Raw genomic sequence first — 23,114 nt, forward strand, 5'->3', positions numbered from 1 at the left:
TCAAGATCAAAAGCAAGAGCAAGAGCACAGCGGCCTACCGGCCGGCTTGAGTGTGGTGGAGCAACAGCAACAGCAAGATCAGAAGCGGGCACGGTCCACATGTGGGAGCGGGCTTGCTCGCGAAGGTCGTTAACGATGACGTTGGCATTCTGGATGAACGCGGCGTTCTCAGGTTTTTCGCGAGCAAGCTCGCTCCTACAGGGGAGCAGCTTTGTTTTTGAACTCGAGCAGGCTTTGCCTGCACTTGAATGTGTCAACTATGTCTGCGCACAGGGGTCCGGTCAGCGACTCGTTGTAAGTTATGCACCAAAAAAAACGCCCCGAACCAATCGGGGCGTTTTCATTCAGCATTCACCCATCAAGCCTGATCAGCCAACCGCCACGTCGTCCCACCCTTCCCGTCTTCCAACACCACACCCATCGCGGTCAGTTGGTCACGGATACGGTCAGACTCCGCCCAGTCTTTGTTGGCTCGGGCAGTCAAACGTGCCTGAATCAGCGCATCAACTTCAGCGGCATCCACACGCCCTTCAGCGCCTGCCTGCAGGAAGTCATCGGCTTCCATCTGCAGTACGCCCAGCACGCTCGCCAGCTCTTTCAAACGTGCGGCAAGCCCCGCCGCTGCGTTGAGATCGCTCTCGCGCAGGCGGTTGATCTCACGCACCATTTCAAACAGCACCGCGCAGGCTTCCGGTGTGCCGAAGTCGTCGTTCATCACTTCGGTAAACCGCGCAACGAACGCTTCGCCGCCCGCAGGTGCCACGGAGGGCAGGCTTTTCAGCGCGTGGTAGAAACGCTCCAGGGCGCCTTTGGCATCCTTGAGGTTGTCTTCCGAGTAGTTGATCGCGCTGCGGTAGTGGCTCGATACCAACAGGTAGCGCACCACTTCCGGGTGGTACTTTTCCAGCACGTCGCGAATGGTGAAGAAGTTGTTCAAGGACTTGGACATCTTCTCGCCATTGATGCGAATCATGCCGCAGTGCATCCAGGCGTTGGCGTAGGTCTTGCCGGTGGCCGCTTCGCTTTGGGCGATTTCGTTTTCGTGGTGCGGGAACTCGAGGTCGCTGCCGCCGCCATGAATGTCGAAGGTCTCGCCCAGGCAGCAGGTGGACATCACCGAGCATTCGATGTGCCAGCCCGGACGCCCGGCGCCCCATGGCGACTCCCAGCTCGGCTCGCCGGGCTTGGTGCCTTTCCACAGGACGAAGTCCAGCGGGTCTTGCTTGGCTTCGTCGACTTCGATCCGCGCACCAATGCGCAGGTCTTCGATTTTCTTGCGCGACAGCTTGCCGTAGCCCATGAACTTGGCGACGCGGTAGTACACGTCGCCGTTGCCCGGGGCGTAGGCGTAACCCTTGTCGATCAGGGTCTGGATCATCGCGTGCATGCCCGGGATATGGTCCGTGGCGCGCGGTTCCATGTCCGGTTTAAGGATGTTGAGGCGCGCCTCGTCCTCGTGCATCGCAGCAATCATGCGCTCGGTCAGCGCGTCGAACGACTCGCCGTTTTCGTTGGCGCGATTGATGATCTTGTCGTCGATGTCGGTGATGTTGCGCACATACGTCAGGTCATAACCGCTGAAACGCAACCAGCGGGTCACCAGGTCGAAGGCAACCATGCTGCGGCCGTGGCCGATGTGGCAGTAGTCGTACACGGTCATGCCGCACACGTACATGCGCACCTTGTTGCCATCCAGCGGCTTGAAGACTTCTTTGGTTTTGCTGAGTGTGTTGTAGATCGTTAGCACGATGAATCCCTTAGATCACTGGCCCCACGAATCACGCAAGGTCACGGTACGGTTGAATACCGGAGCACCGGGTTTCGAGTCCTTGATATCCGCGCAGAAGTAACCTTCGCGCTCGAACTGGAAACGGTCTTCCGGCTGTGCGTCGCCAAGCGATGGCTCGGCACGACAACCAGTGAGAACTTGCAGCGAGTCAGGGTTGATGTTGTCCAGGAAACTGGCGCTGTCTTCAGCCTTCTCGGGGTTAGGCGAGCGGAACAGGCGATCGTACAGGCGCACTTCACATTCGATGCTGGCCGCGGCCGGCACCCAGTGCACGACACCTTTGACCTTGCGGCCTTCCGGGTTCTTGCCCAGGGTTTGCGGGTCGTAGGAGCAACGCAGTTCGACGATGTTGCCATCGGCGTCCTTGATCGCTTCGTCGGCACGGATCACGTAGCTGCCGCGCAGGCGCACTTCGCCGTTCGGCTCCAGGCGCTTGTAGCCTTTTGGCGGCTCTTCCATGAAGTCATCACGGTCGATGTAGATTTCACGGGCGAACGGCAGCTTGCGCACGCCGAGTTCTTCTTTCTGCGGATGACGCGGCAGTTCGAGGTTTTCGACCTGGTCTTGCGGGTAGTTGGTGATCACGACTTTCAACGGACGCAGCACGCACATGGCGCGCGGTGCGTTCGCGTCGAGGTCCTGACGGATGCTGAATTCGAGCATGCCGAAATCCACCACGCCGTCGGAACGGTTGGTGCCGACCATGTCGCAGAAATTGCGGATCGACGCCGGGGTGTAGCCGCGACGGCGGAAGCCCGACAGCGTCGACATGCGCGGGTCGTCCCAGCCGAATACGTGCTTTTCATCAACCAGTTGCTTGAGCTTGCGCTTGCTGGTGATGGTGTAGTTCAGGTTCAGGCGGCTGAATTCGTACTGACGCGGGTGCGCCGGTACCGGCAGGCTGTCGAGGAACCATTCGTACAGCGGGCGGTGGCTCTCGAACTCCAGGGTGCAGATGGAGTGGGTGATGCCTTCGATAGCGTCCGACTGACCGTGGGTGAAGTCGTAGTTCGGGTAGATGCACCACTTGTCACCGGTCTGGTGGTGGTGGGCGTGGCGGATGCGGTACATGATCGGGTCGCGCAGGTTCATGTTCGGCGAGGCCATGTCGATCTTGGCCCGCAGTACGCGCTCGCCGTCCTTGAATTCGCCGGCTTTCATGCGGGCGAACCAGTCCAGGTTCTCTTCTACCGAACGGTCACGGAACGGGCTGTTCTTGCCCGGCTCGGTCAGGGTGCCACGGTATTCCTTGGCTTGTTCCGGGCTCAGGTCGTCGACGTAGGCCTTGCCGGCCTTGATCAATTCCACCGCCCAGTCGAACAGCTGGTCGAAGTACTTGGAGGCATAGCGCACTTCACCGGACCATTCGAAGCCCAGCCACTTGATGTCGCTTTCGATGGCGTCGATGTATTCCTGGTCTTCCTTGGCCGGGTTGGTGTCGTCGAAACGCAGGTGCGTGACGCCACCGAACTCCTGGGCCAGGCCGAAGTTCACACAGATCGACTTGGCGTGGCCGATGTGCAGGTAACCGTTGGGCTCAGGCGGGAAGCGGGTGACGATCTGCGTGTGCTTGCCCGAATCCAGGTCCGCCTGGATGATCGGGCGCAGGAAATTGACCGGGACGGCAGGTCCGGCCTTGGAATTCGAGGTAGGGTCGACAGTGGGCTTGCTCATAGGATCCTTGAACAGACGAAGTACTTGGCCGGGTGAGGCCGACAAACAAAGGGCTTATCATAGCCGATGCTGTCAAGGCCCTGACAGAGCGTGGCCAAAAACTGCTGCATTTATTGCACGGGCGGTAAAAAACCACCTCGAAATTCCCGCAGGTCACGCTAAACTGCGCGCCTTGGCTGCCGTTTTTGCCAAGCAGGTAAGGCGCAAAACGCCCAAACCCACGAATTCCTTGAAAGAGTAGTGAACATGACTCAAGTCAAACTGACCACCAACCACGGTGACATCGTCATCGAGCTGAACGCCGAGAAAGCGCCGATCACCGTCGCCAACTTCATCGAGTACGTTAAAGCCGGCCACTACGAAAACACTGTTTTCCACCGTGTCATCGGCAACTTCATGGTCCAGGGCGGCGGTTTCGAGCCTGGCATGAAAGAAAAGAAAGACAAGCGTCCCAGCATCCAGAACGAAGCGGACAACGGCCTTTCCAACGACAAGTACACCGTCGCCATGGCCCGTACCATGGAGCCGCATTCGGCCTCCGCGCAGTTCTTCATCAACGTTGCCGACAACGCCTTCCTGAACCACAGTGGCAAGAACGTGCAGGGCTGGGGTTACGCGGTATTCGGTAAAGTCACCGCCGGCACCGACGTTGTCGACAAGATCAAAGGTGTGCAAACCACCGGCAAGGCAGGTCACCAGGACGTACCGGTAGAAGACGTTATCGTCGAGAAAGCCGAGATCGTTGAGTGATATTGCTGATTTCAGATTTGCATCTGGAAGAGGAGCGCCCGGACATAACCCGGGCGTTTCTGGATTTACTGAACGGCCGCGCCCGTTCCGCCCAGGCGTTGTACATTCTGGGGGACTTCTTCGAAGCCTGGATTGGCGACGATGGGATGACGCCCTTCCAGCGCTCGATTTGCGAGGCTCTGCGCGAGCTGAGCGACAGCGGCACCCAGGTTTTCATCATGCATGGCAATCGGGATTTCCTGATCGGCAAGGCGTTCTGCAAAGCCGCAGGCGCAACCTTGCTCAAGGACCCGAGTGTGGTGCAGCTCGCAGGCGAGCCCGTGCTATTGATGCACGGCGACAGCCTGTGTACCCGCGACCTTGGCTATATGAAGCTGCGGCGCATCCTGCGCAACCCCATCACGCTGTTCATCCTGCGCCACCTGCCTTTGCGCACGCGGCACAAACTCGCACGTAAGCTGCGCAGTGAAAGCAGCGCCCAGGTGCGAATGAAGGCCAACGATATTGTCGATGTGACGCCTGAGGAAGTGCCGAGGGTGATGCAGGCGTTTGGCGTGCGTACGTTGGTACATGGCCACACCCACCGCCCGGCGATTCACAAGCTGCAGATTGGCGAGCAGGCGGCCAAGCGCATTGTGCTGGGGGATTGGGACAAGCAAGGGTGGGCGTTGCAGGTGGATGAGCAAGGGTTCCAACTGGCGGCGTTTGACTTCGTCAACCCACAGTTGGCACTGCCCGGCGCTTGACCCAGATCGTTCCCACGCTCTGCGTGGGAACGCATCCTGTGACGCTCTGCGTCACGACCTTCACAAGCGGACGCAGAGCGTCCAAAGCGGCATTCCCACGCGGAGCGTGGGAACGATCATAAGCAACATCAGTGGCCCGAAGCCTCCGGCCCGGCCTTCGCCGCAAACGGCGGTTTCGCCAGCCACACAATCACGATCAACGCCATGAACATCCACCCCAGCAACGTGAAGTAATCCACGGTGGACATCATGTACGCCTGGCTCGTCAGTATCTGATCAAGCTGCGCATACGCCTTGTGCCCTGCCCCACCGAGCGCCTGCAAGGCGTCCCGGGTGGCCGAGTCGTAGGTGGTCATGTTTTCGCTCATGTAGGCATGATGCTGGTCCGCCCGGCGAATCCAGATCCAGGTGGTCAACGAGGCTGCAAAGCTGCCGCCCAGGGTCCGCAGGAAGGTCGCCAGGCCCGCGCCGTCGGCGATTTGCGCCGGTGGCAGGTCGGACATCAGGATGCTCAAGGTCGGCATGAAGAACAACGCCACGCCGATACCCATGAACAACTGCACCAGGGCGATGTGCGTGAAGTCGACTTCATTGGTGAAGCCAGCCCGCATGAAGCAACTCAAGCCAATCGCCAGGAACGCCAGGCCAGCCAGCAAGCGCAGGTCGAACTTGTGCGCATACTTGCCCACAAACGGCGACATCAATACCGGCAGAATCCCGATCGGCGCCACCGCCAGGCCCGCCCAGGTGGCGGTGTAGCCCATCTGGGTTTGCAACCATTGCGGCAGGATCAGGTTGATCCCGAAGAAGCCGGCATACCCCAACACCAACACAATCGTGCCAATGCGGAAGTTGCGGTAGGCAAACAGCCGCAGGTTGACCACCGGGTGCTCGTCGGTCATTTCCCAGATCACGAACACCGCCAGGGCAATCGCCGAGATTACCGCGCCAATGATGATGAAGTTCGACTCGAACCAGTCCAGGTCGTTGCCCTTGTCGAGGATGATCTGCAAGGCGCCGACGCCGACGATCAGGCTCAGCAAACCGACGTAGTCCATCGGCTGGTAGCTGGTGACCACCGGGCGTTTCTTCAGCTGCGAACGCACTACCATCACCGCAAAGATGCCGATGGGGACGTTGATAAAGAAGATCCACGGCCAGCTGTAGCTGTCGGTAATCCAGCCGCCGAGGATCGGCCCGGCAATCGGCGCCACCACCGTGACCATCGCCAGCAACGCCAGGGCCATGCCTCGCCTTGCGGGGGGATAGACCGCGATGAGTAGCGTCTGGGTCATCGGGTACAGCGGGCCGGCGACCAGGCCTTGCAATACCCGAAAGCCGATCAGCTCGGGCATCGAGGTGGAGATGCCGCAGAGAAACGAGGCCAGCACAAACAGGATGGTGGCCCACAGAAACAGCTTCACCTCGCCGAAGCGACGGCTCAACCAGCCGGTCAGCGGCAGCGCGATGGCGTTGCTCACCGCAAACGAGGTGATTACCCAGGTGCCCTGCTCCGAACTCACACCGAGGTTGCCGGAAATCGTCGGCAACGCCACGTTGGCGATGGTGGTGTCGAGCACCTGCATAAAGGTCGCCAGGGACAGGCCGATGGTGGCCATCAGCAAGCTGGGCGGCGTGAAGGAGGCGTTAGCGTTACTCATCGCGAATCCTGTGCAACATGATTGGCGCTACGGCCGCCGGGGCCGTAGCTGATGGATTGGCGAATCAGCGCTGGGCAGCCTTGGGAGCGGCAACGCTGTTGTCATGGATCAGTTGGGTGATCATGGCGTCGGCTTCGGCCAACTGGCGGTCGTACACGTTGGTAGTGAACGAGGCCTTTTGCGGCGCCTGCTGGGCCAATACCGGGCCGCTCTGGTCGTGCAGGTCGACGTTGACCACGGTGGACAGGCCCACGCGCAGCGGGTGCTTGGCCAGCTCATCGGCGTTCACATGGATACGCACCGGTACCCGTTGCACGATCTTGATCCAGTTACCGGTAGCGTTCTGCGCCGGCAGCAAGGCAAACGCACTGCCGGTGCCCGCGCCGAGGCTGTCCACGGTGCCGCTGAATTTCACGTCGCTGCCGTAGATGTCAGATTCGATATCCACCGGCTGGCCGATACGCATATCCCGCAGTTGGGTTTCCTTGAAGTTGGCGTCGATCCACAGTTGATCCAGCGGGATCACGGCCATCAGTGCAGTGCCCGGCTGAACTCGCTGGCCCAGTTGCACGGTACGTTTGGCCACATAGCCGGTCACCGGTGCAATCAGGGTGCTGCGGGCGTTGGTCAGATAGGCCTGGCGCAACTGCGCGGCGGCGGCTTGCACGTCCGGGTGGGACGAAATCACGGTGTCGTCCACCAGCGCGCTGGTGGTCTTGAACTGCTGCTCAACGTTGGCCAGGGCGTTTTGTGCCGAGGTCAGGTCATCACGAGCGTGGGACAGTTCCTCTTGGGAAATCGCCCCGCCGGCCGCCAGGTTTTTCCGACGGGCGAAGTTGTCCTGGGCCTTTTGCACGTTGGCTTTCTGCGCCAGCACCTGGGCCTTCATGCCATCGACGTTGCTGTACAAGCCACGCACCTGGCGCACGGTGCGGGCCAGGTTGGCCTGGGCACTTTGCAGGCCGACGGCGGCATCGTTGGGGTCGAAGTTGATCAGCACCTGGCCTTCATGGACCAAGTCGCCATCGTCGGCACCAATGCTCACCACGGTGCCGGTCACCAGCGGGGTGATTTCCACCACGTTGCCGTTGACGTAGGCGTCGTCGGTGCTTTCGCTGAAGCGGCCATACAGTTCGTACCAACCCCACACGCCCACGGCGCCGAGGATGACGATCAGCGCCAGGACAAACAGCATGATTTTGCGTTTGCGCGGGTTGCTGGTGGACGGTTGTTCAGGCTTTTTTGTTTCAGGAGCGTTGTTGCTGGTTTCGGCAGTGGCCATGACAAGTACCTTGAATTATTCAGTGCGCGTGGCTGGGGTGGTCGAGGCCACGCTATCGGCGTGAAAACCGCCGCCCAGGGCCTGCATCAATTGAATCGAAAGATCGATTTGCTCGGCATTCAGGGTGGCCAACTGGCGTTGGGCCTGGAGTAATTGCTGTTCGATGCTGAGCACGTCCAGGTAATTACCGATACCTGAGCTGTACCGCTGGACCCCGGTGTCGTAGGACTGCTGGGCAATGTCAGCGGCGTGTTGCTGGGCCTGGATCTGCCGGCCGGTCTCGCGTAATTGCACGAGGGTGTTGCCGATATCGCCCAAGGCTTGCACCAGGGTTTTGTTGTACTGGGCCACGGCCAGGTCGTAGTCGGCGTCGCGGGCATCGAGGTCGGCACGCAGGCGGCCACCGTCGAAGATCGGCAGCGAGATGGTCGGCGCAATGCTGAAGAAACGGCTGGCCGAACCAAACATCGCATCTCCCAGCAACGACTCGGCCCCAGCGCTCGCGCTCAGGTTGAGGTTGGGGTAGAAACGGGTCTTGCTGGCCGCGATATCTTTGCTCGCCGCTTCAACACGCCAGCGTGCGGCGATCAGGTCCGGACGACGGCCCACCAGCTCGGCAGGCAGCACCGAAGGCACGGCAACGGCGCTGGGCTTGAGCACGTTGGGGCGCACCAGTTCGCCGCCGCGATCAGGGCCTTTGCCGAGCAACACGGCGAGGGCGATCTTGGCGCTCTGCAGTTGTTTTTCCGCATCGATCAGTTGCGACTGGGAGCTGGCTTCCAGGCTCTCGGTTTGCTGGTACTGATACTGGCTGTCGATCCCGGAGTTCAGGCGACGCTGGCCCAAGTCGAGCATTTGCCGCGTGCGCTTGAGGTCATCGTTGGCCAGGTCGCGCACGATATGCGCTTGGCCCAGGTCGCTGTAGGCCTTGGCGACGTTGGCCGCCAGGGTCAGGCGCGCGGCCTGTTGATCGACTTCGGCGGCGCGGGCCTGGCCCAGCGCGGCTTCCCAGGCGGCGCGCTGGCCACCCCACAGGTCGAAGTTGTAATTGAAGCTGGCACCGATGTTGCGCACGGTGGCGTAGGCATCGCCCTCGCCCCGCGGGTCCTGGTCCTTGGCCAGGCGCGAACGGCTGACACCGGCGCTGGCATCCAGGGTCGGCATGCGCGCCGCATTGGCGGCATAAGCCGCAGCTTCGGCCTGGTGGGCGCGGGCGCTGGCCACTTGCATGTCGGGGCTGTTTTGCAGGGCTTCCTGGATCAGGCCATCGAGCTGTGGGTCGCCAAGGCCTTTCCACCAATCGGCGGTGGGCCAGGCGGCGGCGGACAGGGTCACGCCACTGAGAGACTTGCCGGTTTGCAGGTTATTGGCTTCGAGGCGTTTGCCTTCTGTGTTCAAGCCGCTGAAATTGGCACAACCGGCCATAGTCATGGCCACCAGCACAAGGCTGAGGCCGGCACGCAAGGAGCGATTGTTCATGCACCACCTACCCGCTGAATGGTGATGGGGTCACCCGCAGCTATAAGAATTTTCTTCAAGATTTTTTCCAGGGTTTGCAGTTCACCCGGTTCCAGCGCACCTGCCAGTTGGTTCAAGGCCTGGGCGCCGATGTGCGGCAACATGTCCGCCACGCGTTGGCCTTCCGCGGTCAGCACCAACTGCACCTGGCGCCGGTCCTGTTCGGAGCGCTTGCGCGCCAGCAGGTCCTTTTGTTCCAGGCGGTCGAGCATGCGGGTCATGGAGCCGCTGTCCAGGGACAGGTTGCGGCACAGTTCGGCCGGGGTGTCGACGCCGTACTGGGCCATGATGATCAACACCTTGAACTGCGCGGCCGTGATGCCGTGGGGTTCCATATGGGTGTCGATGATCTTGTCTTTGAGCAGCGCAGCCCGGCCCAGCAGCAAGCCGAGGTGGCAGTTGTGAAAGTTTTCGGGGGTGAAGTGCTTCATCGTGACCAGCCTATTAACTGCCTAAGCAGTGAATGTGTGACACGATGTTACTGCCTAGGCAGCGAATGTCAAACGAATAGTTAGGTTGCTTGGTAATTAGCGGATAAAAGGTGGGAGCCGGGCTCCCACCATTAACGTGTACGGATCAGAAATCGCGCTTGTAGAAAATATCCAGGGAGCTGGCGACGCCGCTGGCCACCTCCAGGTACACCTTCTTGCTCAGCAGGTAGCGCAAGGCAATGGTGTTGGCCGGTTCGAAAACCCCGACGCCATAACGCAGGCTGAGCTTCTCGGAGATCTTGCCGCTGGCGACCACGGCGGTGTTGTTGCCACTGCCCTGGGTGTCCAGTTCAAAATCCTGGATGCCCAGGTTCTTGGCAATGTCCGATGTCACTCCGGCACTGCCCATCAACCCCAGCCCCAGCGCTGCCTGGGCCAGCATGTTGTTGTCTTCGCCCGTGGTGCTCAGCGGTCGACCCAGTACCAGGTACGACAACGCCTGCTCCTGGCTCATCGCCGGTTCCGAGAAGATCTGCGTGGTGGGCTGCTCGGCGCTGCCGCTCAGGCGAATCCCGGCGGTTACGTCATCCGTCTGGCGGATGGCTTCGATGTCGAGGTAGGGCTGGTCAATCGGCCCGGCGAACAGCAGCCGCGCACGGCGCACCGTGAGCCGCTGGCCGTAGGCACGGTAGCGGCCGTCGTTGAGCCACAGTTCGCCACGGGTGTCCATGTTGTCGCCGATGTGTACGTGGCCTTGCAGGTTGGCGGTGAGGCCAAACCCGGCAAAGCTCAGTTTGTCCTTGCCCACTTCGACGTCGATGTCCATCGCCATGGCCATCGGCGGCTTGCCCTCCTCGGTCTGGCTGCCGACGATCACCGTGTCATCCGAGACCTTGACCGTCGATGGCGGCAGTTCGCGCACGGTGATCTCGCCCTTGGGGATCTGCACCTTGCCGGAGATCGCCAGCTTGTCGTTTTTCATGCTGATTTTCAGGTCGGGTGCCACTTCCAGGTCGGCGTACGGCTCCACGGTGACCGGCAGTTGCGTGCCTTGCAGGGCGATGTCCACCGCCAGGGCCTGGCCCCAATCGATCTGGCCCTTGATGGTGCCCTGCCCGGCCTTGCCACTGCGCCAGCCGCCATTGAGCTGCACGCTTTCGCCGGCAATCAATGCCTGGATATTCAGGCCTTCGAAGCTGGTGGGCAGTTCCGGGCCGGAGATTTCGCCGCCGACCAGGTTGACGCTGCCATTGACCTGGGGCGACAGCAGGCTGCCGCCGATTCGCCCGCTACCGTTGAGCTTGCCATTGAGTTTCTCGACCATGGGTACAAAGGGCCGGGCGACGGCGAGGTCGAGGCCGGTCAGGGTGAAATTGCCGGTGACCGGTTTGTTCTTCGGCAGCGGATTGATCTGCGCCTGCAACAGCAACTCGCCGAGCTTGCCGCCACGGAAGTTGAGCTGGGTGTCGATACGCGTGGGGTTGAGGGTGGTTTCCAGCTTCAGCGTGTCGTACGGAAAGTCCAGCCACTGGTCCTTGTCCTTGACCCGCAGGGTGCCGCCGCTGGCATCCACCGAGACCACGCCTTTAGGGCCGCTGGCCGGCAGGTCAAGCTGCACGTCGGCATTGAGCTTGCCCTGCCAGGCGAAATCCTTGGGCAACCACTGGGCCAGGCTGTCGATGGGGAACTGCTTGAGGTGGTAACGCAGCTTCGGCTCGGGCATCAAGCGCTGGTCTTCGCCGCACAGGCTCGCCGGGCCGGAGACCCAGCAATGGGCTGCAAAGGTCAGCCTGCCATCGGCCAGGCGCTCGATTTTCGCCGGGGCTTGCAACTTCCAGTCCTGGCCACCGGCTTGCACATCACCGCTGGCCAGGCGCCCGCGCCAGTTGCCTTTGTCGAGATTGCCGTCCAGAGCCAGGGCCAGCTTGAGTAGCGGGCCGGCCAGGTCGAGCTGGACTTTCTGGCTTTTGATATCGCCCTGGGCGCTGGCGGTCAAGGTGCCGAGCTGGGTTTCACCGGCCTGGATACCACTGCCCTTCAAGTCGATTTTGGCGCGCTGGGCGTTATCAAGGTTCGCGTCCAGGGTCAGGTTTTGCAGGCGGTTGTCCTCAAACGCCAGTTGTTGACCCACCAGGTTGAGCTTGCCTTGGGGCGCCTGCAGAGTGCCCGCGACGTCGAGGCGGCCGTTCATCTGCCCGCGCAGTTGCGGCCAGAGTTGGGCGAGGCGCGTCAGTTTGATGTCGATCTGCCCGGCCAGCCGTTGTTGCAGGCTGCCGCTGCCGTAGACGCGGTTGTCGCCGAGGCGGATGTCGAGGGCGCCGAGGGTCCACTGCTCGCCTGCGCCTTCGGCCTTGGCCTGGAGCACCGCGGGTTGGCCGCGCAAACGGCCCTTGAGGTTGAGGTCTGCACTGAGCTTGAGTTGCTCGTTCTTCATTTCACCCTTGCTGCGCAGCGGGCCGGCCAGAGTACCCGGCAGTTCCGCGACCCAGTACGCCGGGTTGATGGCCGACAGGTCCAGCGCAGTGTCCCAGGCGATGCCATCGGCAAACTGCAGGTTCAGGTGGCCTTCGGCCTTGCCCTGACCGGCGGCGAGTTTCAACTCGGGGAGGAACACTTGCTTGAGGTCGCCGCTGAACGGGCTGGTCAGGCTGAACTTGCCCGCAGGGCCGTCGAGATCGGCCTTGAAGTTGCCCAGGTAGTTGCCGTCCTTGTAGGAGACTTCGCCATTGAAGGTACGCAAGGCGACTTGGGGTTCGTCGATCACCGGGTACAGGCGATGCCACGGAAAATCCAGCCAGTCGATTTTCGCGTCGGCGCTGAAGCCTTGCTGCCAGTCCAGATTGGCACTGAGCTTGAGGCTTTGCTTGTCGCCGGCATTCAGGTCCAGCCCGACGATCTGCGCGCCCTTGGCGTCGACCTTGCCTTGCAGCAGCAGGTCCACCGAGCCTTTTTCCGCTGGCAGGACGGCTTTGCCGAGCAGCTGGTAACCGTTGCTCAGGTCGCCCTTGGCCGTCAGGTCCAACTGATTGAGTTGCAGGGTATCGGGCAAATCGGCGCTGGGTTTAAAGCCGTCGGCGGTGATGTGCAGTTGCGCCGGCAGGTTTTCCACCAGGGGTTGCAACTCGCCGCTGAGCTTGGCGGGCAGATAGCCGCTGCTGTCGGCATCGAGCTTGAGGGTCTTGAGCAAATCACCATCGACCTTGAGCGCCAGCGTCCAGGGCACACCGCCCGGCGCGTAAGGCAGGCTCAGGTTGCCGCTGGCGGCCAACGGCCAGTTGCCGGTGGGTTGCAGCAGGCCGGACAGGTCGAGTACCAGGCCGTCCCGTTGCAGGTGCACCGAGTCGATCTGCATCCCGGCGGCGGTCCAGTGCGCCGCCAGTTGCAGGCCCTGGAGTTCTTCGCTGCCATTGAAGAGCAGGCTGCCGACACGAATGTCGCCCAACTGAAGGGCGACCGGCAGTTTCAAGTCCGGCAGGGTAATCGGCCCGCTGCTTTCTTCGGTGCTGGGTGGAAATTGCAGGCTCACCTGCTCTACATCCAGTTGGTTGATGCACAAGGTCATGCGCATCAAACAGGCCGGCGACCAGTCGAACTTAGGCGCCTGCAGCTCCACGCGGCTGCTGTCTTGCTGCCACAACAGATGGTCGGCACTCCACTGGCCGCCCAGGCGACCCTGGAAATTCTCCACGGTCAAACCCGGCACCTGGCCCAGCACCCAACGGCTGCCGACTTGGGTACCCAGCACCGTCCACAGCGCCAGCAGTATCACCGCGAGGACCGCCAGAATGGCCAGCCCCGCTATTTTCAAACCACGCATCACAGCTCAGGCCCCATGGAAAAGTGCAAACGAATGCCGCCCGGATCTTCGAGGGCATGGGCCAGGTCGAGGCGGATCGGGCCGACCGGCGACACCCAGCGCACGCCAACACCCACGCCGGTTTTCAGGTTCGGCATTTCCAGGGTGTTGAACGAGTTGCCTTGGTCGATAAAGGTCGCGATCCGCCATTTTTCGGCGATGGAATATTGGTACTCGGCGCTCAGGGCCACCATGTAGCGGCCGCCGATGCGGTCGCCGCGATCGTTTTCCGGAGACAGGGTCTGGTACTCGTAACCCCGTACGCTCTGGTCGCCACCGGCAAAAAAGCGCAACGACGGCGGCACGGATTTGTAGCCGTTGGTGGCGCTGCCGCCAAACTGCGCCCGGGCCAGGAAACGATGGTTATCCCACAGGGTGGTCAGCCCCTTAATCGTCGCCGTGCCGTAAAGCAGGTTGGTGTCGGAGCCCAGGCCTTCCTTGGCGACCTTGGCGTCGAACAGCAGGCGATAGCCGTTGTGCGGGTCGATGCGGTTGTCGCTGCGCAGGTAGGAATAACTGATGCCCGGCATCAGCAGCGTACTCAGGCCCGAGTCGTTGCCCAGGCGATATTCTTCGCGCTGCCATTTGAGCGAGATCACCCGCGTCCAGCCGCTGGGCAACTTGCTGTGCCACTCGGGGCCGAGGGTCAGCAATTTACTCAGGGTGTCGGTGTTGGCGATTTCTTCATTCTGGTAGCCGCCGGCGAAACGCAGTTTGTCGGTGAGCGGCGGGTCCATGGGAATGTCGTACCACAGCCCGACGTTCTGCCGCGGCGCCGACAGTTCGGCTTCCCAGCCATAACTGTGGCCCTGGGGGTTGACCCAGTGGCGCGTCCAGTTGGCCTTGCCCCGCGGGCCGACGTCCGTCGAGTAACCAAGGCCGAGGCCCATGGTGCGGGGCTTGCGGGTTTCCAGTTGCACGGCCACCGGGATCACGTCATTGGCCGAGGCTGCCGGGGCAGCGTCCACGCGCACGCCCTCGAAAAAACCGCTGGATTGCAGGTTCTGGTTGAGTTCGGCGATCAGTTCGGAGTCGTAAGGCGCGCCGCTCTTGAACGGCACCATGCGTTGCAGCAGGTCTTCATCAAACGGCGTGTCGCCGGCAAAGCTGACCTTGCCCAAGGTGTAGCGTGGGCCACTGTCATAGATAAGTTCGATATCGGCCACACCCGCCTTGGGGTCGACCGAGAGTTTCTGGCTGGTAAAGCGCCCGCTGAAAAAGCCGAAGCGTGACGCCTGGTTCTGGATGACACGCTTGGCGTCTTCGTAGTTGCCGTGGTTGAGCACGGCGCCGGATTTGAGTTGGTCGCTGGCGGGCACGCGAAAGGCTTTGAGGTCGGCGGCCTGGCCATCGACCCGAATCGTCACATTGCGCAAATGCACCGGTTCGCCGGGATCGATGGTGAGGATCAGGCGCGGGTTCTTGCCGCCCTGCACATCGCTGGCGATCTGCGGTTGGTAGAAACCCAGCGCCTGGGCGGCCTTGCGGGCCTGCTCCTCAGCGCCACGGCTGAAGCGCAGCAGGGCTTCTTCGTCACGATCGCCGACCCCGCCGATATAGCCTTCGATGTTGGCTTTCAACGCGTCGTTTGAAGGCTTGATGCGCACATCCAATTCGCTTTGCGCCAAGGCGCCGCAGCTCGTGAACAGCAGAATCAAGCCGCTGGTAAATCTTCCTGGAAACTTCATAGGCCGGGATGCTACACGAGCTAGGGAGCGTCTTAGAACCCTGATTTGTCTGAATAATTCTGACCTAAAGGGTTGCAGCCTGTAACACTTGCGGATTTGCGTGAAAGAACACGTGCTCCAGAACAGGTCCTACAGCCACCTCGCCAATCTCTTCGTAGCCCTGACGCTTATAGAACTCCAGATAGCGAGAATTCCCCGTGTCCAGTACCACGCCGGATGAATGCGGGTCTTCGGCGCACCAGTTGTGCACCGCTTCCAGCAATTGCTCACCGTAGTGTTTGCCCTGGAATTGCGGGTGAATCCCCAGCAACGGCAGCACATGCACCGAATCCGAGGGCAGGCACGCCAGCACTGCCTGATGGTATTCCAGGTAGCGCCGGGTGCCGCGCACACCGGTGCTCAGCCACATACGTAACTGCCAGGCCCAGCTTTCGGTGATGCCCAGGCGGCGTGTCGGTGGCGCGATCAGGGCGATGCCGATCAGTCGGTCGTTGACCAACAGGCCAATGGCCGGCAGTTTCTGGAAGAAGTGTTGCTTGACCAGTTCACGCACCGTGGCGCGCACCCGCTGTTCGTAGCCGGGACGTTCAGCTTCGAAGATGTAGGCGAACGTCGGCTCATGGCGATAGGCCTGGTACAACAGCGAACGGGCTTCGCGGGAATAGCCGCTGTCGAGCATGTGGATCTGGGCGATGGCAGTCGAGGTGTCAGGCATAACAGTGAATCTCCCCTGGGCGCTGACTCAAAAGGTTGCGCTCTTGTTATTACGAACGTCTGCGGCACTGTTTCGTTCAGTGTAGCCACCGGGGGCCGCTTCGCAGCCCAACGCAGCCTCGTGCCTCGGCAGCGGCTACAAGGCTGGCCCCCGTCCGACTTGTCGGCTAGCATCGCCCTTTTGCCAGACTGGACCGCCGACCATGAAAATCGTGTCTTTCAATATCAACGGGCTGCGCGCCCGCCCTCATCAGCTGGCGGCACTGATCGAGAAACATCAGCCGGACGTGATCGGTTTGCAGGAAACCAAGGTCCACGACGACCAGTTCCCGCTGGCCGAGGTGCAGGCCCTGGGTTATCACGTTTATTACCACGGGCAGAAAGGCCACTACGGTGTCGCCCTGCTCTCGCGCCGGGAACCGCAGGCGCTGCATAAAGGCTTCGCCAGTGACGAAGAAGACGCCCAGCGCCGCTTTATCTGGGGCACCTTCGCCGATGCCAACGGCAACCCGATTACCATCATGAACGGCTATTTCCCACAGGGCGAAAGTCGCGACCACCCGACCAAATTCCCGGCCAAGCAGCGCTTCTATGAGGACCTGCAAACCTTGCTGGAGTCGCAGTTCAGCAATGACCAGGCCGTGGTCGTGATGGGCGATGTGAATATCTCACCGGAAGATTGCGACATCGGCATCGGTGCCGATAACGCCAAGCGCTGGCTGAAGACCGGCAAGTGCAGCTTCCTGCCGGAAGAACGCGAATGGATGGCACGCCTGAAGAACTGGGGCCTGGTGGACAGCTTCCGCCACCTCAACCCGGACGTGGCGGACCGCTTCAGCTGGTTCGATTACCGCAGCCGCGGTTTTGAAGACGAGCCAAAACGCGGGCTGCGGATCGACGTAATCATGGCCTCCCAAGGGCTGCTGCCCCGGGTGAAGGATGCCGGTGTGGATTACGACCTGCGCGGCATGGAGAAACCCTCCGATCATGCGCCGATCTGGCTGGAATTGAGCTGATTCAGCACAGAGGGTCGGGAAACCGGCCCTCGTCACATTTATGCAACCTGCCTGACTTAATCTCGCGGCACTCCCTTTGGTTTGAGAAGGTGCCGGCATGATGCTGCGCGTTCTATCCCTGCTGGCACTGCTCAGCGCATTTCCCCTCGCCGCTTTTTCCACCCCACTGCCCTTCCCCGAACATGGCCCGGCCTTGCGCATCCAGGGTTCCAACACTATCGGCGCGGCGCTTGGCCCGGCACTGGTCAAGGGACTGATGGAGCAACAGGGGTTGCAAGCGGTGCACAGCGAGCCATCTGAGCAGGCCAACGAACAGCACATCATCGGCAAGACTCGCCAGGGCCAGCGGGTGACGGTGGAAGTGGCCGCCCATGGCTCCAGCACCGGGTTTGGCGCACTGAAAAAAGCCAGCGCCGATCTTGCGGCGTCTTCCCGGCCGATCAAGGACAGTGAACTGGTGGACCTGGAATCCCTAGGCGACCTGAAGAGCCCGGATGCTGAACAAGTCATCGCCATTGATGGCCTGGCGATCATCCTCAACCCGCGCAACCCGTTGGGTAGGTTGAACACCGAGCAATTGGCGCAGATTTTCAGCGGCGAGGTTTCGACCTGGGAGCAAATTGGCGGCATCGGCGGCCAGATTCACCTGTACGCGCGGGATGATCAGTCCGGCACCTACGATACCTTCAAGGAGCTGGTGCTCAGCCGTCGCGGCAAAGCACTGGATGCCAGCGCCAAGCGGTTCGAGTCCAGCGAGGCGTTGTCGGATGCCGTCAGCCATGACCCGCAGGGTATCGGTTTTATTGGTTTGCCTTATGTGCGCCAGGCCAAGGCAGTGGCCATTGTCGATGGCGACTCACAGCCCATGCTGCCGTTGAACAGCCTGATTGCCACCGAGGATTACCCGCTGTCACGCCGGTTGTTTTTCTATTTGCCGCCGATTGAGCACAATCCCTGGGCCAAGGCCTTGGTGGACTTTGCGCAAAGCAGCAAGGGCCAGGCGATCGTGGCCGCCAATGGCTTTATCGCGCAGCAGGTGCAAGCCATGACCGTGGAACCGCGGGCGCCGATGCCCGAGGATTACCAGGCGATTGCCCGGCAGGCGCAGCGGCTGACCGTGAATTTCCGGTTTGAGGAAGGCAGCGCCAGCCTCGACAACAAGGCGCGCCAGGACTTGATGCGGGTGGTGGCTTATATAAAGCGCCACGGCAAGCTGGACAAGCAGGTGACGCTGGTGGGGTTTGGGGATGCCAAGAGTGATGCGCAACGGGCGGCGCTGTTGTCGAAATTGCGGGCGATGGCGGTGCGGCGGGAGTTGGTCAAGAGCGGCGTGGTGCTGAGGGACATACGCGGGTTTGGCGCGGAGATGCCGGTGGCGGCGAATACGGCGGATGAGGGAAGGATCAAGAATCGGCGGGTGGAGGTTTGGGTGTATTGAGGACTTAAAGATCTTTATTGCCCGGACTGGCCTCATCGCGGGCAAGCCCGGCTCCCACAGTTGACTGCATTCTCCTGTGGGAGCCGGCTTGCCTGCGATGAAGACACCTCGGTTTTACTGGCCGCTGCGCATCATTTCGCGGGGCACGTACTTGCCGATCTCGAACTTGCCGATCGCCGCGCGGTGCACTTCGTCCGGGCCGTCGGCCAGGCGCAGGGTGCGCTGCATGGCGTACATGTAGGCCAGCGGGAAGTCGTTGGAGACGCCAGCGCCACCGTGGATCTGGATGGCGCGGTCGATCACCTTCAACGCCACGTTCGGCGCCACCACCTTGATCTGAGCGATTTCGCTTTTCGCGACCTTGTTGCCAACGGTGTCCATCATGTAGGCGGCTTTCAATGTCAGCAGGCGCGCCATGTCGATTTCCATCCGCGAGTCGGCGATCTTGTCGATATTGCCACCCAGGCGAGCCAGCGGTTTGCCGAAAGCGGTACGGCTGACGGCGCGTTTGCACATCAACTCCAGCGCGCGCTCGGCCATGCCGACGGAGCGCATGCAGTGGTGGATACGGCCCGGACCAAGGCGTCCTTGCGCGATTTCAAAGCCCCGGCCTTCGCCCAGCAGGACGTTTTCGTACGGCACACGGACGTTTTCGAAGAGTACTTCGGCGTGGCCATGGGGCGCGTCGTCGTAGCCGAACACCGGCAGAGGGCGCACGATTTTCACACCCGGTGCATCTACTGGTACCAGAATCATCGAGTGCTGCTGGTGGCGCGGCGCATCCGGGTTGCTCAGGCCCATAAAGATCAGGATCTTGCAACGCGGGTCGCAGGCGCCGGAGGTCCACCATTTTTTACCGTTGATCACCCACTCGTCGCCGTCACGTACCGCACGGGCCGCCATGTTGGTGGCGTCGGAGGACGCCACGTCCGGCTCGGTCATGGCGAATGCCGAGCGGATCTCGCCGCGCAGCAACGGCTCCAGCCAGCGCTGTTTCTGTTCTTCGTTGGCGTAGCGCACCAGCACTTCCATGTTGCCGGTATCCGGCGCCGAGCAGTTGAACGGCTCCGGCCCCAGCAAGGAGCGGCCCATGATTTCCGCCAGGGGTGCATATTCCAGGTTGGTCAGGCCGGCGCCCAGTTCGGATTCCGGCAGGAACAGGTTCCACAGGCCTTCGGCTTTAGCCTTGGCTTTCAACTCCTCCATGATCGCGGTGGGCTGCCAACGGTCACCTTCGGCAACCTGGCGCTCGAATACAGGCTCGGCCGGGTAAACGTAGGCGTCCATGAACGCGGTGACGCGTTCACGCAGTTCCTGAACCTTGGGCGAATAGGCGAAATCCATGGGCAGCACCTTCTCAATGGAGGTTGTTGAGGTCATGAATCGATGCTAGAACAGCGTTGATAATTTACCTAGCCTATTCTCGGCGTGTATTAACATTCATCACCGATATATGATCGGCGTATGGACACCTAACAATAAGAGCGCAGCGAAATGAATCTGAGCAAGGTCGATCTGAACCTCTTCATCGTCTTTGACGCGATCTACACCGAAGCCAACCTGACCCGTGCCGGGCAGATTGTGGGGATTACCCAGCCGGCGGTGTCGAACGCTCTGGCCCGCCTGCGGGAGACGTTCAACGACCCGCTGTTCGTGCGTACCGCCCAGGGTATGGTGCCCACGCCCATGGCCCAGAACATCATCGGCCCGGTGCGTAATGCGCTGTCGTTGCTGCGGGTGTCCGTGCAGGAAAGCCGGATTTTCAATCCGCAACAGGCCGCCAAGACCTACCGCATCAGCATGACCGACCTCACCGAAGCGGTGATCTTGCCCGCACTGTTCCAGCGCCTGCGCCGCCTGGCGCCGACGGTGGTGATCGAGAGCTTTCTGTCCAAACGCCGGGAAACCACCAAGGAACTGGCCGCCGGTCGTCTGGACTTTGCGGTGGATGCGCCGCTCAATACCGACCCGCAAGTACGCCATGTGAAGCTGATGGAAGACCGCTACGTGTGTGCCATGCGCAAGGGGCATCCGATGGCGGGCAAGGACAAGCTCACCCTGGATGACTACCTGTCGCTGACCCACATTCATATCTCCAGCCGACGCAACGGCCTGGGCCACGTTGACCTGGCACTGGGCAAGATGGGCCTGCAGCGCAAGATCGCTCTGCGTTCCCAACATTACTTGATGGCCTCGCAAGTGTTGCAGCAGACCGACATGGTGATGACCGTACCGGAGCGGTTTGCCCGGCGCCATGAACTGCACTGGTTCAACCTGCCGGTAAATGATGTGCCCATGGTGGAAACCCATCTGTACTGGCACGAAAGCACCGACCAGGACCCGGCCAACCGCTGGATGCGCGAACAAATGATCGAGTTATGCCAGCAAGTCACGGCCCATGAGAAGAAGCTGGACAAACTGTAGGAGCGAGCTTGCTCGCGAAAAACCCGAGAGCGCCGCGATGAACCAGACAGCCCACGTTATCGTTAACGTTGCAGTGGCAATGCACTTGACGTTAACGTCAACCAGCCATTAGCTTAACGCTCAAGACACTCCTTGAGCGCCCCCATGAGTACGACCTACAGCATCTCCGACCTCGCCCGCGAGCTCGACATCACCACCCGCGCCATTCGCTTCTATGAAGAACAAGGCCTGCTGTCCCCGGAACGCCGGGGCCAGGAGCGCATTTACTCGCCCCGGGACAAGGTCAGCCTGAAGTTGATCCTGCGGGGCAAGCGCATCGGTTTCTCCCTGGCCGAGTGCCGGGAGCTGATCGAACTCTACGACCCCACCAGCGGTAACCAGAAACAGCTGCACAGCATGCTGGCGAAAATCGCCGAGCGCCGCGAGCAGCTGGAGCAACAGTTGCTGGACATCGAACAGATGAAGCTGGAGCTGGACACCGCCGAAGAGCGTTGCACCCAGGCGCTGGAACAGACCATTCAGGGCCAAGTTGGCCATTCATAAAAGGTAGCTGCCATGTCCCTTCCCTCTCATGTGCGCCTGGTGGAAGTCGGTCCGCGCGACGGCCTGCAGAATGAAGCGCAACCCATCAGCGTCGCCGACAAAGTGCAATTGGTGGACGCCCTGAGCGCCGCCGGCCTGGGTTACATCGAAGTCGGCAGCTTTGTGTCGCCCAAGTGGGTGCCGCAGATGGCCGGGTCGGCCGAGGTGTTTGCGCAGATCCAGCGCAAGGCCGGGGTGACCTATGGCGCACTGGCGCCGAACCTGCGGGGTTTTGAAGATGCACTGGCGGCGGGCGTGAAGGAAATCGCGGTGTTTGCGGCGGCGTCCGAGGCGTTTTCCCAGCGCAATATCAACTGCTCCATCAGCGAAAGCCTGGAGCGCTTCGTGCCGATCATGGACGCGGCCAGGCAGCATGGCGTGAGTGTGCGGGGTTATGTGTCGTGTGTGTTGGGTTGCCCCTATGAAGGTCAGGTCGCACCGGAACACGTCGCGGTAGTCGCTCGCGAGCTGTTTGCCATGGGCTGCTATGAGGTGTCCCTGGGCGATACGATCGGCACGGGCACTGCAGGCGCCACGCGGCGGATGTTCGAGGTGGTCGGCGCGCAGGTGCCACGGGACAAGCTGGCCGGTCACTTCCATGACACCTATGGCCAGGCCATCGCCAATATCTACGCCAGTCTTGAGGAAGGCATCCAGGTGTTCGACAGCTCTATTGCGGGCCTCGGCGGCTGCCCCTATGCCAAGGGTGCCAGCGGTAACGTTGCCACGGAGGATGTGCTGTACCTGCTCCATGGCCTGGGCATCGAGACGGGTATCGACATGGACAAGCTGATTCTGGCGGGTCAGCAGATTTGTACGGTGCTCGGCCGCCCCACGGGTTCGCGTGTGGCGAAGGCTCGTAGCGCCGGTTGAGTAGCGCGCCTGTGACGATGTGTTACCTCGCGGCTACACATCGGGTAACACGGGAACATATCTTGTCGCATTTCCTGAAGGAAATTTCCCACTTAAAAATCAAACCATTGATTTTAAAGGACTTTATAAAGTTGGCACGGCTTCTGCTATCTCTATTGCATAACAAGAATAAAAAGCACCAAACCTAATAAAAATAAGACGTAACGACTCTGACATAACAAAAACAACACGGCAGAGACGCAGCTAACAGATTTTTTTGGAGAAGATGTGCTTCGCAGGGTACGGCAGATGCCGAAACCCGCAACCGGATAGAGAAGAACAAAACTACCTTCAGGTAGCTACCCACTGGTTGGATCGCGTGCGAAGAAGCAGATCAGCGCTCAAAAAAATACGTTTGCTCTTGACCCCGGATGGGGGTCGACAAAAACAGCGGTAAAGGGCCACGGTTGCCAAAAACAACAACAGACCGCCCCTCAATAATAAAAAAAGAGCACGCAACGACAAATTAAAGGGGACCTTCGGGTCCCCTTTGTGCTTTCTCGGGTAGGGTGATTTGTGTGTATATCCGTTGTTTGGGTGATGGCCTCCTATGGTTCCGCTCTTACAGCGGCTCACTTTTGAAAAGCGCAAAAGTAAGCAAAACGCTCTTGCCCCACCACTCGGCACCTCGCC

Annotated in this window: 17 protein-coding genes; 7 read left to right on the forward strand and 10 right to left on the reverse strand. The window is 61.0% G+C overall.

Going from position 1 to position 23,114, the window contains the following annotated elements; translation table 11 throughout:
* Nucleotides 1-358: 358 nt before the first annotated feature.
* Nucleotides 359-1,747 (reverse strand): cysteine--tRNA ligase, encoded by a 1,389-nt coding sequence (cysS, locus tag SNL23_RS24595; RefSeq protein WP_318303878.1) that lies wholly within the window; start codon nucleotides 1,745-1,747, stop codon nucleotides 359-361.
* Nucleotides 1,748-1,762: 15 nt separating this feature from the next.
* Nucleotides 1,763-3,463, reverse strand: a complete 1,701-nt coding sequence (locus SNL23_RS24600) for a glutamine--tRNA ligase/YqeY domain fusion protein (RefSeq protein ID WP_318303879.1) — start codon at nucleotides 3,461-3,463, stop codon at nucleotides 1,763-1,765.
* A 246-nt stretch (nucleotides 3,464-3,709) separates the two neighbouring features.
* On the opposite strand from SNL23_RS24600, the gene SNL23_RS24605 reads away from it, so the two are divergent.
* Both SNL23_RS24605 and lpxH read left to right on the forward strand, forming a co-directional pair.
* Nucleotides 3,710-4,213 carry a peptidylprolyl isomerase gene (locus tag SNL23_RS24605; RefSeq protein ID WP_076014188.1) on the forward strand — a complete coding sequence of 168 codons (504 nt, stop codon included), beginning with the start codon at nucleotides 3,710-3,712 and terminating at the stop codon, nucleotides 4,211-4,213.
* A complete protein-coding gene (gene lpxH / locus SNL23_RS24610) occupies nucleotides 4,210-4,959 on the forward strand; it encodes a UDP-2,3-diacylglucosamine diphosphatase (RefSeq protein ID WP_318303880.1) in 750 nt (249 codons plus the stop codon). Before SNL23_RS24605 ends, lpxH begins: the two co-directional genes overlap by 4 nt.
* A gap of 128 nt (nucleotides 4,960-5,087) precedes the next feature.
* On the opposite strand, the gene SNL23_RS24615 is transcribed toward lpxH, so the two are convergent.
* The 7 genes from SNL23_RS24615 to SNL23_RS24645 form a co-directional block, all read right to left on the reverse strand.
* Complete coding sequence (locus SNL23_RS24615; RefSeq protein ID WP_010166975.1) at nucleotides 5,088-6,620, reverse strand: DHA2 family efflux MFS transporter permease subunit; 1,533 nt, start codon at nucleotides 6,618-6,620, stop codon at nucleotides 5,088-5,090.
* A gap of 64 nt (nucleotides 6,621-6,684) precedes the next feature.
* Nucleotides 6,685-7,902 (reverse strand): HlyD family secretion protein, encoded by a 1,218-nt coding sequence (locus SNL23_RS24620; RefSeq protein WP_076014190.1) that lies wholly within the window; start codon nucleotides 7,900-7,902, stop codon nucleotides 6,685-6,687.
* 15 nt (nucleotides 7,903-7,917) lie between these two features.
* Nucleotides 7,918-9,381 carry an efflux transporter outer membrane subunit gene (locus SNL23_RS24625; RefSeq protein ID WP_318303882.1) on the reverse strand — a complete coding sequence of 488 codons (1,464 nt, stop codon included), beginning with the start codon at nucleotides 9,379-9,381 and terminating at the stop codon, nucleotides 7,918-7,920.
* Nucleotides 9,378-9,851, reverse strand: coding sequence for a MarR family winged helix-turn-helix transcriptional regulator (locus SNL23_RS24630; RefSeq protein WP_063028678.1), 474 nt, complete (start codon nucleotides 9,849-9,851; stop codon nucleotides 9,378-9,380). Before SNL23_RS24630 ends, SNL23_RS24625 begins: the two co-directional genes overlap by 4 nt.
* Before the next feature lie 145 nt (nucleotides 9,852-9,996).
* Nucleotides 9,997-13,668: a translocation/assembly module TamB domain-containing protein gene (locus SNL23_RS24635; protein WP_318303883.1), complete on the reverse strand. Its 3,672-nt coding sequence runs from the start codon at nucleotides 13,666-13,668 to the stop codon at nucleotides 9,997-9,999.
* Nucleotides 13,668-15,395, reverse strand: coding sequence for an autotransporter assembly complex protein TamA (locus SNL23_RS24640; RefSeq protein WP_318303884.1), 1,728 nt, complete (start codon nucleotides 15,393-15,395; stop codon nucleotides 13,668-13,670). The genes SNL23_RS24635 and SNL23_RS24640 overlap by 1 nt, the downstream gene beginning before the upstream one ends.
* Before the next feature lie 64 nt (nucleotides 15,396-15,459).
* Complete coding sequence (locus SNL23_RS24645; protein ID WP_076014194.1) at nucleotides 15,460-16,110, reverse strand: GNAT family N-acetyltransferase; 651 nt, start codon at nucleotides 16,108-16,110, stop codon at nucleotides 15,460-15,462.
* A gap of 202 nt (nucleotides 16,111-16,312) precedes the next feature.
* Between SNL23_RS24645 and xthA the strand changes: the two genes are divergently transcribed.
* Together xthA and SNL23_RS24655 are read left to right on the forward strand one after the other, a co-directional pair.
* Nucleotides 16,313-17,125: an exodeoxyribonuclease III gene (gene xthA / locus SNL23_RS24650; RefSeq protein WP_318303885.1), complete on the forward strand. Its 813-nt coding sequence runs from the start codon at nucleotides 16,313-16,315 to the stop codon at nucleotides 17,123-17,125.
* Nucleotides 17,126-17,222: 97 nt separating this feature from the next.
* On the forward strand, nucleotides 17,223-18,563 hold the full coding sequence (locus SNL23_RS24655; protein WP_318303887.1) for a phosphate ABC transporter substrate-binding/OmpA family protein: 1,341 nt from the start codon (nucleotides 17,223-17,225) through the stop codon (nucleotides 18,561-18,563).
* A 114-nt stretch (nucleotides 18,564-18,677) separates the two neighbouring features.
* On the opposite strand, the gene SNL23_RS24660 is transcribed toward SNL23_RS24655, so the two are convergent.
* Nucleotides 18,678-19,907, reverse strand: coding sequence for an acyl-CoA dehydrogenase (locus SNL23_RS24660; protein ID WP_076014197.1), 1,230 nt, complete (start codon nucleotides 19,905-19,907; stop codon nucleotides 18,678-18,680).
* A 150-nt stretch (nucleotides 19,908-20,057) separates the two neighbouring features.
* Between SNL23_RS24660 and SNL23_RS24665 the strand changes: the two genes are divergently transcribed.
* From SNL23_RS24665 to SNL23_RS24675, 3 genes are all read left to right on the forward strand, one after another.
* A complete protein-coding gene (locus SNL23_RS24665) occupies nucleotides 20,058-20,987 on the forward strand; it encodes a LysR family transcriptional regulator (RefSeq protein WP_076014198.1) in 930 nt (309 codons plus the stop codon).
* Between the two features lie 144 nt (nucleotides 20,988-21,131).
* Nucleotides 21,132-21,530, forward strand: coding sequence for a MerR family transcriptional regulator (locus SNL23_RS24670; protein ID WP_003211806.1), 399 nt, complete (start codon nucleotides 21,132-21,134; stop codon nucleotides 21,528-21,530).
* Nucleotides 21,531-21,542: 12 nt separating this feature from the next.
* Nucleotides 21,543-22,442, forward strand: coding sequence for a hydroxymethylglutaryl-CoA lyase (locus SNL23_RS24675; RefSeq protein WP_318303889.1), 900 nt, complete (start codon nucleotides 21,543-21,545; stop codon nucleotides 22,440-22,442).
* Nucleotides 22,443-23,114: the final 672 nt, after the last annotated feature.

Source organism: Pseudomonas sp. SED1 (assembly GCF_034044025.1).
In the GTDB taxonomy this organism is placed as follows: Bacteria; Pseudomonadota; Gammaproteobacteria; order Pseudomonadales; family Pseudomonadaceae; genus Aquipseudomonas.

Bases quoted from the DNA above. Each gene is read 5' to 3' on its own strand.
- SNL23_RS24665 (WP_076014198.1), top strand. From the start codon at position 20,058: ATGAATCTGAGCAAGGTCGATCTGAACCTCTTCATCGTCTTTGACGCG.
- SNL23_RS24630 (WP_063028678.1), bottom strand. From the start codon at position 9,851: ATGAAGCACTTCACCCCCGAAAACTTTCACAACTGCCACCTCGGCTTG.
- xthA (WP_318303885.1), top strand. From the start codon at position 16,313: ATGAAAATCGTGTCTTTCAATATCAACGGGCTGCGCGCCCGCCCTCAT.
- SNL23_RS24670 (WP_003211806.1), top strand. From the start codon at position 21,132: ATGAGTACGACCTACAGCATCTCCGACCTCGCCCGCGAGCTCGACATC.
- SNL23_RS24635 (WP_318303883.1), bottom strand. From the start codon at position 13,668: ATGCGTGGTTTGAAAATAGCGGGGCTGGCCATTCTGGCGGTCCTCGCG.
- SNL23_RS24625 (WP_318303882.1), bottom strand. From the start codon at position 9,381: ATGAACAATCGCTCCTTGCGTGCCGGCCTCAGCCTTGTGCTGGTGGCC.
- SNL23_RS24655 (WP_318303887.1), top strand. From the start codon at position 17,223: ATGATGCTGCGCGTTCTATCCCTGCTGGCACTGCTCAGCGCATTTCCC.
- SNL23_RS24640 (WP_318303884.1), bottom strand. From the start codon at position 15,395: ATGAAGTTTCCAGGAAGATTTACCAGCGGCTTGATTCTGCTGTTCACG.
- SNL23_RS24675 (WP_318303889.1), top strand. From the start codon at position 21,543: ATGTCCCTTCCCTCTCATGTGCGCCTGGTGGAAGTCGGTCCGCGCGAC.
- SNL23_RS24620 (WP_076014190.1), bottom strand. From the start codon at position 7,902: ATGGCCACTGCCGAAACCAGCAACAACGCTCCTGAAACAAAAAAGCCT.
- SNL23_RS24660 (WP_076014197.1), bottom strand. From the start codon at position 19,907: ATGGATTTCGCCTATTCGCCCAAGGTTCAGGAACTGCGTGAACGCGTC.
- SNL23_RS24600 (WP_318303879.1), bottom strand. From the start codon at position 3,463: ATGAGCAAGCCCACTGTCGACCCTACCTCGAATTCCAAGGCCGGACCT.
- SNL23_RS24645 (WP_076014194.1), bottom strand. From the start codon at position 16,110: ATGCCTGACACCTCGACTGCCATCGCCCAGATCCACATGCTCGACAGC.
- SNL23_RS24605 (WP_076014188.1), top strand. From the start codon at position 3,710: ATGACTCAAGTCAAACTGACCACCAACCACGGTGACATCGTCATCGAG.
- SNL23_RS24615 (WP_010166975.1), bottom strand. From the start codon at position 6,620: ATGAGTAACGCTAACGCCTCCTTCACGCCGCCCAGCTTGCTGATGGCC.